The sequence below is a fragment of the Pelomonas sp. V22 genome (assembly GCF_030014915.1).
Lineage (GTDB): Bacteria > Pseudomonadota > Gammaproteobacteria > Burkholderiales > Burkholderiaceae_C > JAUASW01.
In genome coordinates this window covers 590001-603770 of record NZ_JAGIXS010000001.1, presented here as the reverse complement: position 1 = coordinate 603770, position 13770 = coordinate 590001, and the positions used below count along the sequence as shown (strand labels likewise).

The window sequence follows — 13770 nt, the reverse complement described above, 5'->3', positions numbered from 1 at the left end:
TTCCCGAAGCGAAACGCTGCGGCAGAATGCCCCGCTGATTTGGGTGACCCCCACCCATGACAGCGGAGGCGTTCCATCAATGAAAAGACAAATGCTGGTCCTGGTCGCAGGACTGATGCTGGCCGCAGCGGCGGCCCGTGCCGAGAGTGATTCCAAAGTCGAGACCTGTGCCAAGAAGCTGGGCACCATTGCGGTGGTCGAGCCTCAGCAGGGCTGGCATCACATCTCCTCCTATGGCCTTGGTTCGCCGGCCGCGCTTCTCCGCCTGATGATCCAGAAGTCCGGCTGCTTCGACGTGGTCGAGCGCGGCCAGGCCATGGCCAATATACAGCAGGAGCGGGCCCTGGCGGCCGGCGGTGATCTGCGTGCCGAGTCGAACGTCGGCAAGGGCCAGATGCAGGCGGCCGACTTCGTGATGACACCCAATGTGCAGGTCGGCTCGTCCAACACCGGCGGCATCGGCGGCTTCCTCGGGGGCAAGCTCGGCGTGCTGGGCGCCATTGCCGGCAGCCTCAAGTTCAAGGAAGCCTCCACGAGCCTGATGGTGGCCGACGTGCGCTCCAGCATCCAGGTGGCAGCGGCCGAGGGCAAGGCCAGCAAGACCGATTTCGGCATCGGCGGCTGGGGCTTTGGCGGCGGCGTGGTCGGTGGCCTTGGCGGCTACACCAGCACGCCGGAGGGCAAGATGGTCGCGGCCGGCTTCCTCGACAACTACAACAAGATCGTGCTCGAGATCCGCGACAAGGAGCAGCTGATCCGCACCAGCAGTGCCTCCAGCGACGTGAACGCGGCCGGCTCGACCAAGGCCGAGGCGCCGCAGCCGGCCGGCCAGGTTTTGCATGCCAAGATCGCCAACGTCAAGGTCTATGCCGAGGCTTCGCGCGAGTCCAAGGTCGTGGCCACGCTCAGCAAGAACGACGACCTGGTGGCCAGCGGCGAGGTCAAGAATGGCTTCGCGTTCGTTGACGCCGCCAATTTCAGCGGCTGGGTGCAGCGCACCCTGGTCGGTGCCGAGCAGCAGACTGCAGCAGCACCGCAACCGCCGGTCGTGCAGCCCGTGGGCACAGGCATCGCGGGCCAATTCTCTGGCAATTTCGGTGGCGCCGATCAGGGCAGCTTCCAGGTCAGCGTCAGCGCCAATGGGCTGGTGCGCGGCCAGGGCGTCTCCAACGCCACCGGTGCCTTCAGCATCGTCGGCCGGGTCGACCCGTCTGGCCAGCTGAACCTCGCCGCCACCGGCAATGCCGGCGCCGCCATCTTCAGCGGCCGCATCGATGGCGCCAGCGGCGCGCTGAGCGGCACCTGGCGCTTCGGCGGCGCGCCGGGCAGCGGCACCTTCAGCGGCCAGCGGATGTAAGAGTGCTCAGCGCCGGCCGGCCGAGACGACGATGCCGCCGGCAATCAGTGCAAAGGCCGCGCCGTGGTACCAGGCCGGCCACTCGCCCAGCAGGGCGGCCGACATCAGGGCCGCGAACAGCGGCGTCAGGTTGACGAAGAAGGCCGCCAGCGCCGGCCCCGCCTGGGCTACACCGAGGCCCCAGCAGCGGTAGGCGATCAGCGAGGGCCCGATGGCCACATAGGCCAGCACCCAGGCAAGACCTGGCCCCCAGTGCACCGCCTGCTCGGTGTAGCCCTGTTCGATGCCCGCCATCGCGAGGGCAATCGGCGCACCGAAGGCGATCTGCGCCATCAGCATGGCGGCCCAATCCCAGCCGGGCGCCTGCTCGGCGCGCAGACTGGCGGGCGGCCTGGCGAGCAGCCAGCTGTAGATCGACCAACTGAGCACGGCCAGCAGCATCAGCAGGTCGCCGGCCACGAAGTGCACCTGCAAGAGCGCTGCCCAGGAGCCGCGTGCCAGCACCAAGGCCACGCCGACCAGCGACAGCAGGGCGCCCGCGAGCTGGCGTCGCGTCGGCCGTTCGCCATAGACCAGGGCGCCGACCATCATCATGCCGAGCGGCATGCTCGCGGCGATCAGGGTCACGTTGAGCGCCGTGGAACTGCGCAGTGCCTGGTACTGCAGCGCGTTGTAGCAACCCATGCCGAGGAAGCCGACCACGGCCAGATAGCCCCAGCGCTGCCACAGCGGCGCCGGGCTGCGCAGCAAGGCCCGTGCGCTCGGTGCGATGAGCAGCAACAGCAAGCCCGCCAGGGCCCAGCGCAGGCCATTGAGCAGGAGCGGCGGAATCTGGCTCGCCATGTGGCGGCCCACCACGGCATTGCCGGCCCACAGCAGGGGCGGCATGGTCAACAGCAGGGCCAGGCGGGGGGACAGCTTCATGGAATGGCGCGCTCGGGCAGGAGCGGGCGGGAACAGGCAAAGGCTGGCACGATAGCGGAATTCCCAAACCGGAGTGATGCGATGGCGACAGAGACCGCAGTGCGAATCCACCAGGCTGGTGGCGTGGAGCAGATGAAGCTGGAGAGCGTCGAGGTGGGCGATCCCGGGCCTGGCGAGATCCGCATCCGCCACCGGGCCTGCGGCCTCAACTACATCGACATCTACCACCGCAGCGGCGTTTATCCGCTGCAGCTGCCGCAGACGCTGGGCATGGAAGGCGCCGGCGTGATCGAGGCGGTGGGCGAGGGTGTCACGCACCTGCGCGTGGGCGACCGCGCGGCCTATGCCAGCCAGCCCATCGGCGCCTATTGCACGGCCCGCGTGATGCCGGCCCGCGCGGTGGTGCGCTTGCCGGACGAGATCAGCTTCGAGACCGGCGCCGCCATGATGCTCAAGGGCCTCACGGCCCAGTACCTCTTGCGCCGCACGCTGCCACAGGATGGGCTGCAGCCGGGCGACTACATCCTGTTCCATGCCGCCGCCGGCGGCGTGGGCCTGATCGCCTGCCAATGGGCGCGGGCCCTCGGCCTCCAGCTGATCGCCACCGCCGGTTCGGACGAGAAATGCGCGCTGGCCCTCGCGAATGGCGCCAGCGTTGCGATCAACTACCGCAAGGAAAAGTTCCCGGAGCGGGTGCGCGAGATCACCGGCGGCCAGGGTGTGAAGGTGGTCTACGACTCGGTGGGTGCCGACACCTTCGAGGGCTCGCTCGATTGCCTGCGCCCCTTCGGCCTGATGGTGAGCTTCGGCAATGCCTCGGGCGTGGTGCCGCCGTTCAACACCGGCCTGCTGGCGGCCAAGGGCTCGCTCTACCTGACACGGCCCACGCTGTTCGCCCACCTGGCCACGCGTGAGAACAGCCAGGCCATGGCCGACGATCTGTTCTCGGTGGTGGCGAGCGGCCAGGTCAAGATCCACGTCTCGCAGCGCTACCCGCTGGCCGAGGTGGCCCAGGCGCACCGCGAGCTGGAGGCCCGCACGACGACGGGCTCAGGCGTCCTGCTCGTCTGAGGCGGCCAGCGCGGGGTCGGGGCCGCGCAGCAGGGTGATCTCGAAGCTGAAGCTGCTGCCGGTGCCGACCTGGCTTTCCACATGCACGCGGCCGCCCATCAGGGCCACCAGGCGCTGCACGATGGTGAGGCCGAGGCCGGTGCCGCCAAAGCGCCGCGTGATGCTGGCGTCGCCCTGGGTGAAGGGGTCGAAGATGCGGGCGATCTGGTCGCGGCTCATGCCTGGGCCGGTGTCGCTGACCGAGAAGCACAGGTGCACCGGCTCCGGCCCGCTGCCGGCTCGGCCCTCGTCGAGGCGGCGCACCTCGATGCGCACCTCGCCGCGTTCGGTGAACTTGACCGCGTTGCCGACCAGGTTCGTCAACACCTGGCGCAGGCGCAGCGAATCGCCGACCAGGAAGGGCGGCACACCGGGCTGCACGCGCGCGCCCAGCAGCAAGCCCTTTTCATGCGCCTGCAGTTGCAGTGGCTGGGTCGATTCGCGCAGGCAGTCGTAGAGGGTGAAGGGCTGGTGCTCGATCGCCACCTTGCCGGCTTCGATCTTGGCCACGTCCAGCAGGTCGTTGATCAGGCCCATCAGCGACTTGGCCGAGTCGTGCGCCATCTGCACGAACTTGCGCTGGCGCTCGTCCAGCTCGGTTTGGAGCACCAGCTCGGTGAGGCCCAGCACGCCATTCATGGGCGTGCGGATCTCGTGGCTCATATTGGCCAGGAAGGTGCTCTTGGCCTGGCTCGCGGCGACGGCGGTTTCGCGCGCCACGGTCAGTGCCTGCTGGGCGAGGCGGAAGTCGTTGATGTCGCGTGCGTTGAACTGCAGCACCGGGTCGCCGCTGACCGGGTCCCGCATCGGGCGGGCATCGATGCTGTGCCAGCGTATGCCCTCGACGGTGTTGAGCTCCAGCTCGGCCTGGAAACTCTTGCCACCCTGCACATGGCGGCGTACCAGGGAGGCGAGGTCGGGGCTGGCGAAGACATCGGCAAAGCCGAGCGCGCCAGGCGTGGCCTGCACGCCGAAGGCCAGGGCGGCGGCCGGGTTGAGGAAGAGGGTCTGGCCATCGCGCAGGCTGAACATGGCGATGCGGGCCGTTGTGTGCTGCAGCGCCTCGACGCCGCGCAGCATGCTCTTATCCGTGCCATGCGGCAGGGACTGGGCGGCCATCAGCATGACGAGGCGCCGGTCCGGCGTGTGGATGCCGCGCGAGGCCAGCATCACCGTGACCGGCTGGCCCTTGGGATAGAGCGTCCACTGCTCGCGCACGATCTTGCCCTGCACATGGTCGGCGGCCGTCACAGCCAGGCGTTCGCGTACGGCCTCGGTCGGGTCCTGGAAGTTGCGCGAGAGGAACATCTCGGCGCTCTCCACCTGCCAGAAGCTCAGCGCAGCCGCATTGGCCCAGAGATTGCGCTCGGCCTTGGGGTCGAACACCCACATCGGGGTGTCGAGCCAGTCGTAATGCGTCAGGCTGGAGAAATCAAGCATGGGTGGTCGGTGCGGCAGCGCGCATTGTGGCGCGTATTTGAGGCCTCCAATTGAGACAGCTTGTGAGTGCGCCGCTTCATCGCGCGCCGAGGGCCGCGCGGTAGGCATGCCAGCTTGCATGGCCGATCACCGGCCCGACCACCAGGAGGCCGGCAAAGCCCGGCAGCATGGCCAGCAGGACCAGCAGCGTGATCAGGGCGCCCCAGACCAGCATCACGCCCGGTTGGGTCAGGCACAGGCGCAGGCTGGTCAGCGCTGCGGTGATCGCGTCGACCTGCTCATCGAGGATCATCGGTATCGAGATCACGCTGATGGCAAAGATCAGGCCGGCGAATACCGCACCGACGCACAGGTAGCTGATGATGAAACCGTAGTTCTCGGGCTCCAGCAGCTTCAGCAGCGAGCCGCCCAGCTCGGGCATGCCGTCGAAGCTGACCGCGAACACCACCAGGGCCGAGCGGCCCCACAGCATCTCGAGTATCAGCAGTGCAAAGCCGAAGATGGCGAGCTGGCTGGTGCGGGTGCGCCAGGCCGTCATTGAGTCGGCCAGCGAAGGGGGCTGGCCGCGCTCCAGTCGCAGGCTGACCTGGTACAGGCCCATGCACAGCAGCGGACCGAGCAGCAGGAAGCCGGCCGACAGCCAGAGTATCCAGGCCGGCGAGCGCTGGTAGGTCTCGAGCAGGGCCCAGCCCATGGCCATGAAGCAGAAGCCGTAGAACAGGCCGATCAGCGGCTGGCGGCGGAAATCGCGCCAGCCCAGGGCGAGCCATTGCAACGGCTGCGTGAGGCCGAGCGCGTTCAGGGGCAGGTCGAAGGCGGAAATCTCGTCGGCCTTGCTGCTTTCTTTCCCAGGGTCTGCCATCTTGCTTGTGCGCTCCTTTGCGCCAGCAGCCTAGGTCGGTGGGCCGGCCTGCACCAGCGTAGTTTCCAGCAGCCGTCGCCGCGAAGAATCAGCCGCGCTTGACGCGCCGCAATTCGTCAAGGATCAGCAGCACCGCGCCCAGCGTGATCGCGCTGTCGGCCACGTTGAAGGACGGGAAATACCAGCCGCCGGCGTGGAACTGCAGGAAGTCCACCACATAGCCATGCCAGAGGCGGTCGATCACATTGCCGAGCGCGCCGCCAAGGATCAGCGAAAGCGCCCAGGCGAACAGCGTCTGGTGGCCGTGGCGGCGAAGCAGCCAGACGATGAAGCCGGTGGCCACGAAGCCGAGGCCGACGAAGAACCAGCGCTGCCAGCCGTCGTGATGGGCCAGGAAATTGAAGGCGGCGCCGGTGTTATGGGCCCGCACCAGGTTGAAGAAGCTGGTGACGAAGCGGCTGTCGCCGTACTGGAACTGCGAGACGATCAGCACCTTGGTCAGCTGGTCGGTGATGATCACCAGCAGGGCGATCATCAGCCACTGGATCAGGCGGGGCGAGCTACTCTGTTTGAAGGCCATGGGCAAGCGAGCTGAGGAGATTCGGTTGTCGTAAGTGGCCGCTACTGTAGCGTTTTCCCCCGCGCCTCCGGTCTTGCGGACCCTTGGGGGCAGGAGTAAAAAGATCGCACCCGGCCGCGCGGCGAGCGCCGCCCCAACCCCCCGGGGCTAGGAGTGATTCATGCGCAAACGCATCTATTGGTTGCTGCCCGACCTTGAGGCAGCCCGCAAGACGATGAACGAGCTGCTGCTGGCCCGGGTCTCGGATCGCCATATCCACTTCGTCGCCGCAGACGGAGCCGACATGACCGGCCTGCATGCGGCCAACATCCTGCAGACCTCCGACCTCGTCGAGGCGGCCCAGACCGGCCTGCTGGTCGGCGCTGGCCTCGGTGCCGCCGGTGGCGTGGTGGCCGCCTACGTGCTCACCGGCACGGGCGCCGCGCCGCAGGCCGTGGTGATCGCGTTGGCCGGCCTCGGTGCCGTGCTGGGCACCTGGTCGTCCAGCATGATCGGCAGCTCCACCCCAAGCCGGCGCCTGAAGCGCTTCGAGGAGCCGATCTCCAAGGGCATGTACTTGCTGATGGTCGACGTGCCCCGCACGCGCGTGACCGAGATCGAGGAACTGCTCGAGCGCACCCATCCGGAGGCGCATTTCGAGGGCCTGGAGCCCAACGTACCGGCCTTCCCGTGAGGCCATGACAAAGGGGCGCCGCGAGGCGCCCCTTGTTCTTTGGCCGTTCGCCTGATGGATCAGGCGATGCTGCGAGCTTCGCCTTCGCCGTACAAATTGCTGTCGCAACGGCTGCACAGGGTCGGGTGGGCGGCGTTCGCGCCCACGTCGGCACGGTAGTGCCAGCAGCGCTCGCACTTCTGGTGAGCAGATGGGGCCACCGCCACGCTCAACTCCTCGGCCGCAGCAATTGAAGCCGCCGAGGTGATCAGCACAAAGCGCAGGTCTTCGCCCAGGCTTTGCAGCAGGGCCAGATCGTCGGCCGGGAGACCCAGGGCCACCTCGGCTTGCAGCGAGGAACCGACCGCACCGGTGGTGCGCACCGCTTCAATCGCCTTGTTGACCGCTTCCCGGATCTCGCGGATGCGGGCCCAGTTGGCGAGCGAGGCTGTGTCGTCGGCACCGGCACCGAACTGCCAGTAGGTCTCCGTGAAGATGCTCTTGCCGGCGTGATCGCCGTCGAACACCTGCCAGGCTTCCTCGGCCGTGAAGCTCAGGAAGGGCGCCATCCAGCGCAGCATCGCGTGCGTGATCTGCCACAGCGCAGTCTGTGCGGAGCGGCGGGCCAGGCTCTTGGGTGCCGTGGTGTAGAGGCGGTCCTTCAGCACGTCCAGGTAGAACGCGCCCAGGTCCTCCGAGCAATAGACCTGCAGCTTGGCCACCACCGGATGGAACTCGTAGCGCTGGTAGTGCGACAGGATCTCGGCCTGGAACTCGGCCGCACGGGCCAGCGCGTAGCGGTCCACTTCCAGCATCTGCTCCAGCGGCACGGCGTCGTTCTTGGCATCGAAGTCCGCCACATTGGCGAGCAGGAAGCGCAGGGTGTTGCGGATGCGGCGGTAGCCGTCCACCACGCGGGCGAGGATCTTGTCGTCGATGCCCAGGTCGCCCGAGTAGTCGGTCGCAGCCGTCCACAGGCGCAGGATCTCGGCGCCCATCTTGTCGCTGACCGTTTGCGGCGCCACCACATTGCCCACCGACTTGCTCATCTTGCGGCCCTGGCCGTCCACGACGAAGCCGTGGGTGAGCAGGCCCTTGTAGGGCGCGCGGCCATACAAGGCGCAGGCGATCAGCAAGGAGGAATGGAACCAGCCACGGTGCTGGTCATGGCCTTCCAGGTACAGGTCGGCTTCCGGGCCTTCCGCGTGAGCGGCACCGGCATGGCTGCCCTTCAGCACATGCTGGAACGTGGAGCCCGAATCGAACCACACGTCCAGGATGTCCGAGCCCTTGCTGTAGGCGTCGGCTTCCGCGCCCAGCCAGTCGGCCGGGTTCAGCTTGGCCCAGGCTTCCACGCCGCCGGCTTCCACCAGTTGCGCGGCGCGCTCGATGAACTCCAGCGTCTGCGGGTGCGGCAGGCCGCTGTCCTTGTGCAGGAAGATGGGCAGGGGCACGCCCCAGCTGCGCTGGCGCGAGATGCACCAGTCGGGCCGGCCGGCGATCATGTCGCGCAATCGGGCACGGCCGTTCTCCGGGTAGAAGCTGGTCGCATCGATGGCTTCCAGCGCGGTCTGGCGCAGGCTCTTCGGGGCCTTGTCCTGCGTGAACAAGCCTTCGCCTTCATCCATGCGCACGAACCACTGGGCGGCGGCGCGGTAGATCACCGGCGTCTTGTGGCGCCAGCAATGCGGATAGCTGTGCGTGATCTTGACGTGCGAGAGCAGGCGGCCGGCGTTCTCCAGCGCCTCGGCGATCACCGGGTTGGCCTTCCAGATGTGCAGGCCACCGAACAAGGGCAGCTCGGCCTCGTAGGCGCCATTGCCTTGCACGGGGTTCAGGATGTCCTTGAAGGCCATGCCGTGCGAGACGCAGCTCTGGAAGTCATCGAGGCCATAGGCCGGTGCCGAATGGACCACGCCGGTGCCGTCTTCGGCCGTGGCGTAGTCGGCCAGGTAGACCGGGCTTTCGCGGTCGTAGCCGGCATCCACGTGCGCCAGCGGATGCTTGAACTTCAGCATCGCCAGGTTCTTGCCGACGGTGGTGGCCAGCACCGAGCCTTCCAGCTTCCAGCGCGCCAGGCACTTCTCGACCAGCGCCTCGGCCACCATGAAGATGCCGCGCGGCGTGTCCACCAGCGCGTAGCTCAGCTCGGGGTTGAGGTTGAGCGCCTGGTTGGCCGGGATGGTCCAGGGCGTGGTCGTCCAGATGACGGTGAAGGCCTCCTTGGCGAGCGAGCTCAAGCCGAAGGCAGTGGCCAGCTTCTCAGGCTCGGCGCACAGGAAGGCCACGTCGACGGCGGGCGACTGCTTGTCCGCATACTCGATCTCGAACTCGGCCAGCGAGGAGCCGCAGTCAAAGCACCAGTAGACGGGCTTGAGACCGCGATAGACGAAGCCACGCTCGAACAGGCGCTTCAAGACGCGGATCTCGCCGGCCTCGTTCTTGAAGTCCATCGTGCGATAGGGGTTGGCCCATTCGCCGAGCACGCCCAGGCGCTTGAAGTCTTCGCGTTGTGCGTCGATCTGCTCGCCGGCGTAGGCACGGCTCTTGGCCTGCACTTCATCGCGCGGCAGGCCGCGGCCGAAGGTCTTCTCGATCTGGTTCTCGATCGGCAGGCCATGGCAGTCCCAGCCGGGGATGTAGGCCGCGTCAAAGCCTTCCAGCTGGCGGGCCTTGACGATCATGTCCTTCAGGATCTTGTTGGCAGCATGGCCGATGTGGATCTGGCCGTTGGCGTAGGGCGGGCCATCGTGCAGTACGAACTTTGGGCAGCCGACGCGAGCATCGCGCAGGCGCTGGTAGGTGCCTTGCTCTTCCCACTGCTTGACCCAGCCCGGCTCGCGCTTGGGCAGGTCGCCGCGCATGGGGAAGGGGGTGTCGGGCAGGTTCAGGGTCGAGCGGTAATCGGGCTTGGCGGCGTCGGTCATGGCGTGCGATCAGAGGCGGCGGGCCGGACGACCCGCGGTAAGGAGGAGGGCGCGCGTAGAGTCAGCGCGCCGGCAGCAAGCAGCGGGAGCGGCACAGGGCCGCTTCAAATTCGGTCGCGCGTGGTCTGGCGACTGACCTTGACGTAGGAGGCGGCCTCTTGGGCCAGGTAGGCGCGGGCCTGCGCCACGTCCTGACGAATCGCTTCGGTCAGGGCCGGGAGGCCGTCGAATCGGGCCTCGTCACGCAGTTTGTGCAGCAGTTCCACGCGCACGAGTTTACCGTAGGCCCCATCGGGGCCCAGCGCGGCTGGCCAGTCGAGGCAATGCACCTCCAGCAGCACGCGGCCGGCGTCTTCCACCGTGGGGCGCACGCCCAGCGAGGCCACGCCATCGACCGGCCCTTCGGCGAGGCCATGGACGCGCACGGCAAAGATGCCTTGCGCGGCCGGCTTGTCGTGGTTGAAGCGCAGGTTCAGCGTGCGAAAGCCATCCGATGCGCCCGGCGTCGATTCGGCCAGTTGGCGGCCCAGCTTCTGGCCGTGAACCACATGGCCGGAGATTGAGTAGGGTCGGCCCAGCAGGGCAGCGGCGGCCTCCATCTGACCAGCCGCCAGCGCCTCGCGCACGGCAGAGCTGGAGACACGCAGGCCGTGCACCTCGTAGCTCATCATTCGTGCCACGTCGAAGCCCTTGGCGCGGCCAGCGGCATCCAGCGTCGCGTAGTCGCCCTGGCGCTTGGCGCCGAAGCGGAAGTCGTCACCCACCAGCACATAGCGGGCGCCCAGGCCTTGCACCAGCACCTTGTCGATGAAATCAGGCGCCGGCAGGCTGGACAGCCGCTCGTCGAAGCGCAGGACGATCACCTGGTCGATGCCGCAGCGCTCCAGCTCACCGAGCTTGTCGCGCAAGGTGGCGATGCGAGCCGGTGCCATCTCGGGCTTGTTCAGGCGCGCCGCGAAGTAGTCGCGCGGATGCGGCTCGAAGCTCATCACGCAGGAGGGCAGGCCGCGATGCCGGGCCTCGGAGCGCAGCAGCGCCAGCATGGCCTGGTGGCCACGGTGGACACCGTCGAAATTGCCTATGGTCAGCGCGCACTCGGGCGCAAGCCCCTGGTGGTGGAAACCTCGGAAGACATGCATGCCCTGGATTATCCCCGGCAGCCGCCCGACCTCAGGCCGCGAGGGCAATGCCCGTGCGCAGGTGGCGGGCCAGCACGGCCGTCAGGTCGCTCTGCTCGAAGGGCTTGAGCAGGTAGTCGTCCATGCCGGCGGCGAGGCAGCGCTCGCGGTCGCCGTTCACGGCGCTGGCCGTCAGCGCCACGATGGGCAGGCGCTCGCGGCCTTGCTCAGCCTCCAGCGCGCGCCAGCGGCTGGTGGTCTCGAAGCCGTCCATGCCGTGCATCTGGCAGTCCATCAGCACCAGGTCGAAGCTTTGCGACTGCAGGCGGGAGAGCGCCTGCATGCCGGTCTCGGCCTGGTCGACCTGCATGCCACTGGCTTCCAGCATGGCCGAGGCCACGAGCAGGTTGACCGCGCTGTCGTCGACCACCAGCACGCGGCCGCTCAGCCTCGGGCCGCTGCTGGCCTCGTCGTTGGCGGCGGGCTCGCCCACCGGGGGCGCCACGGCGCGCAGCGGCAGCGTGAACTCGAACTGCGAGCCCTGGCCGGGGATGGAACTGCAGCAGAGGTCGCCGCCCATGGCACGCGCCAGCTCACGCGAGATCGTCAGGCCGAGACCCGCGCCCTCCTGGCGGCGCAGGCCGGTGGCGGCCTGCTCGAAGGGCGCGAAGATGCGCTCCAGTTGGTCGGCGGCAATGCCTTCGCCGCTGTCCTGCACTACAAAGCGCAACAGCGTCCCGGCGCGCATGTCCAGCACGGTGTTGAGCCGGACCAGCACCTGGCCGCGCTCGGTGAACTTGATGGCGTTGCCAATCAGGTTGTGCAGCACCTGCTTGATGCGCGAGGCGTCGCCCAGCACCAGGGCGGGCAGGCCGGGGCTGGTCTGCAGATCGAAGGCCAGGCCTTTCTCGCGGGCACTCTGGCCGAGCAGGGCGCAGACGTCGCCGACCACCTCCCGCACATCGACCGGCCCGGCGTCCACCGCCAGCTTACCGGACTCGATGCGGGCCAAATCGAGGATGTCGTTGACCAGGGCGAGCAGATGGCGGCCCGAGCGCCGCACGATCTCGACCTGCTCGCGCTGCTGCATGCCGAGTTCGCTGCGAGACAGCAGCTGCGTCATGCCGAGGATGCCGTTCAGCGGCGTGCGGATCTCATGGCTCAGCATGGCTACAAAGCGGCTCTTGCTGGTACTGGAGTGCTCAGCCGACTGCAGGGCCGTCTGGCGCTCCTCAGCGATCAGCGCGTTCTCGAAGCGCAGGCGCAAGAGCTCGTCGTGATGGGCTTCCAGCCGCCGCGACTCGAAGGACAGCGTGGCCAGCAGCATCAGAAAGCCACCCGCCACATAGGCGCCGGTGGCCGTGCCGAGGCTCAGCTGGTAGGCGGCCAGCGGCGCGAAGGCCAGGCTGCAGAACAGCAGATTGGCACGCCAGTGGCTGCCCAGCGAGATCAGGCCGATGGCCCCAAGGCCCACGACCGAGGCGAGCACGATGCCGTCGAGTTCCGGCACGGCCGGTGTGTGGAAGAACCAGCCCATGGCGCCCCAGGACAGCGCGTCCAGGGCCATCAAGACCAGGTAGCGGCGCTCCCAGGGCAGGGCGGCGGCGCCGCTCGGTCGGGCACGGCGGAACTGCAGGACATCGGCCACACGCACCAGCACCAGCAGGGCGCGGGCAGCGAGCCAGGGCAGCAGGACGGGGGCGGCCAGGTGCGGCCACAGCATGAGGGCGGCGAAGCCGCTGAACAGCAGGCCCAGCAGCAACGGCGGCATGCTCAAGGCATACAGCGTGGTGATGCGCTCGGCGCGCACCTGCTCGGCGATCTGGGCCATCCGGCCCGGGTTCCCTCGGCCCAACGTGGGGGCTATCGTCATCGGCATCTCTTGCCCGCTGGCGGCCGGCCTGATCTTGGCGCGGTGTCTTCTCCGTTGCCTGCCGGCGGGTGGCTCAAGCTCCCAAACTCACTGGGAGTGATTTCGGCACAGGGCCCGAGCCGCTCAGCCTAGGAACAACCCCCGAACGTGGTGCGGGCGCCGCAGCGCACGCATCGTCACGAAATCAGGGCGAAATCTGTGCTGGGCTGGCGATCCAGATCCAGCCGCCGGGCGGCAGATCGGCCGGAATCGTCAGCGCACCGAACTGCGGCCGGTGCAGGGCTTCGACGCGGTTGCCCACGGCCGCCACCATGCGCTTGACCTGGTGGTATTTGCCTTCGATCAGAGTCAGGCGCAGCAGGTGCTCGTCGACCTTCTCGGCTCCTTCGGCGCGCGCCGGCTCGGGCTTGTAGTGCGCCGGCGCATCGGGCTCGCGCAGCTCCACGCCATCCAGCAGGCGCTGCACCTGCTCGTCGGTCAGCGGATGCTTGCAGCGCGCCTCGTAGACCTTGGGTACATGGTGCTTGGGGCTGGTCAGCTTGTGGATCAGGCTGCCGTCATCGGTCAGCAGCAAGAGGCCGGTCGTGTCTTCGTCAAGCCGGCCCACCGGCTGCACGTTGCGCTCGCGCAAGGGGCCGGGCAGCAGGCTCATCACGCTCGGATGGTGCTTGGGCTTTTGCGAGCATTCGTAGCCGCTCGGCTTGTTCAGGAGGATCAGGGCCTTTTCGTAAAAGGGCCAGGTCTTGCCGCTGACCTCGAACACGAAGTCTTTGGTGTCGAACTCGGCATCGGGGTCATCGACGACCTCGCCATTGACCTTGACCTCGTCGTTGTAGATCAGGCCGTTGCAGAGGCGGCGGGTGCCGAAGCCTTGGGAGTAGAGGATCTGGGAGAGACGCATGGCCACATTATCCAAGCTCGCTGTTC

At 67.8% G+C, this 13770-nt stretch carries 11 protein-coding genes; 3 read left to right on the top strand and 8 right to left on the bottom strand.

Annotated elements, in window-relative coordinates; genetic code table 11:
• Nucleotides 1-79 precede the first annotated feature (79 nt).
• Entirely contained in the window at nt 80-1357 is a 1278-nt protein-coding gene (locus J7U46_RS02655; protein ID WP_282823275.1) for a CsgG/HfaB family protein, read from the top strand.
• 6 nt (nt 1358-1363) lie between these two features.
• Here J7U46_RS02655 and J7U46_RS02650 read toward each other — a convergent pair whose 3' ends face one another.
• A complete protein-coding gene (locus tag J7U46_RS02650; RefSeq protein WP_282823273.1) occupies nt 1364-2281 on the bottom strand; it encodes a DMT family transporter in 918 nt (305 codons plus the stop codon).
• 81 nt (nt 2282-2362) lie between these two features.
• On the opposite strand from J7U46_RS02650, the gene J7U46_RS02645 reads away from it, so the two are divergent.
• Nucleotides 2363-3352 (top strand): quinone oxidoreductase, encoded by a 990-nt coding sequence (locus tag J7U46_RS02645; RefSeq protein ID WP_282823272.1) that lies wholly within the window; start codon nt 2363-2365, stop codon nt 3350-3352.
• Here J7U46_RS02645 and J7U46_RS02640 read toward each other — a convergent pair.
• From J7U46_RS02640 to lspA, 3 genes are all read right to left on the bottom strand, one after another.
• Nucleotides 3332-4831: an ATP-binding protein gene (locus J7U46_RS02640; protein WP_282823270.1), complete on the bottom strand. Its 1500-nt coding sequence runs from the start codon at nt 4829-4831 to the stop codon at nt 3332-3334. The two genes, J7U46_RS02645 and J7U46_RS02640, sit on opposite strands and share 21 nt — an antisense overlap.
• A 76-nt stretch (nt 4832-4907) precedes the next feature.
• The gene (locus tag J7U46_RS02635; protein WP_282823269.1) at nt 4908-5693 is read right to left on the bottom strand and encodes a DUF2189 domain-containing protein; all 786 of its coding nucleotides are present in this window, start codon (nt 5691-5693) and stop codon (nt 4908-4910) included.
• A gap of 88 nt (nt 5694-5781) precedes the next feature.
• Nucleotides 5782-6273, bottom strand: a complete 492-nt coding sequence (lspA, locus tag J7U46_RS02630; RefSeq protein ID WP_282823268.1) for a signal peptidase II — start codon at nt 6271-6273, stop codon at nt 5782-5784.
• A gap of 160 nt (nt 6274-6433) precedes the next feature.
• On the opposite strand from lspA, the gene J7U46_RS02625 reads away from it, so the two are divergent.
• Complete coding sequence (locus tag J7U46_RS02625; RefSeq protein WP_282823267.1) at nt 6434-6946, top strand: DUF1269 domain-containing protein; 513 nt, start codon at nt 6434-6436, stop codon at nt 6944-6946.
• Between the two features lie 59 nt (nt 6947-7005).
• Here J7U46_RS02625 and ileS read toward each other — a convergent pair whose 3' ends face one another.
• The 4 genes from ileS to J7U46_RS02605 form a co-directional block, all read right to left on the bottom strand.
• On the bottom strand, nt 7006-9852 hold the full coding sequence (gene ileS / locus J7U46_RS02620; RefSeq protein WP_282823266.1) for an isoleucine--tRNA ligase: 2847 nt from the start codon (nt 9850-9852) through the stop codon (nt 7006-7008).
• A 104-nt stretch (nt 9853-9956) separates the two neighbouring features.
• Entirely contained in the window at nt 9957-10991 is a 1035-nt protein-coding gene (locus tag J7U46_RS02615) for a bifunctional riboflavin kinase/FAD synthetase (protein ID WP_282823265.1), read from the bottom strand.
• 31 nt (nt 10992-11022) lie between these two features.
• Nucleotides 11023-12843 carry an ATP-binding protein gene (locus J7U46_RS02610; protein WP_282823264.1) on the bottom strand — a complete coding sequence of 607 codons (1821 nt, stop codon included), beginning with the start codon at nt 12841-12843 and terminating at the stop codon, nt 11023-11025.
• 184 nt (nt 12844-13027) lie between these two features.
• Nucleotides 13028-13744 (bottom strand): 16S rRNA pseudouridine(516) synthase, encoded by a 717-nt coding sequence (locus tag J7U46_RS02605; protein ID WP_282823263.1) that lies wholly within the window; start codon nt 13742-13744, stop codon nt 13028-13030.
• Nucleotides 13745-13770 lie beyond the last annotated feature (26 nt).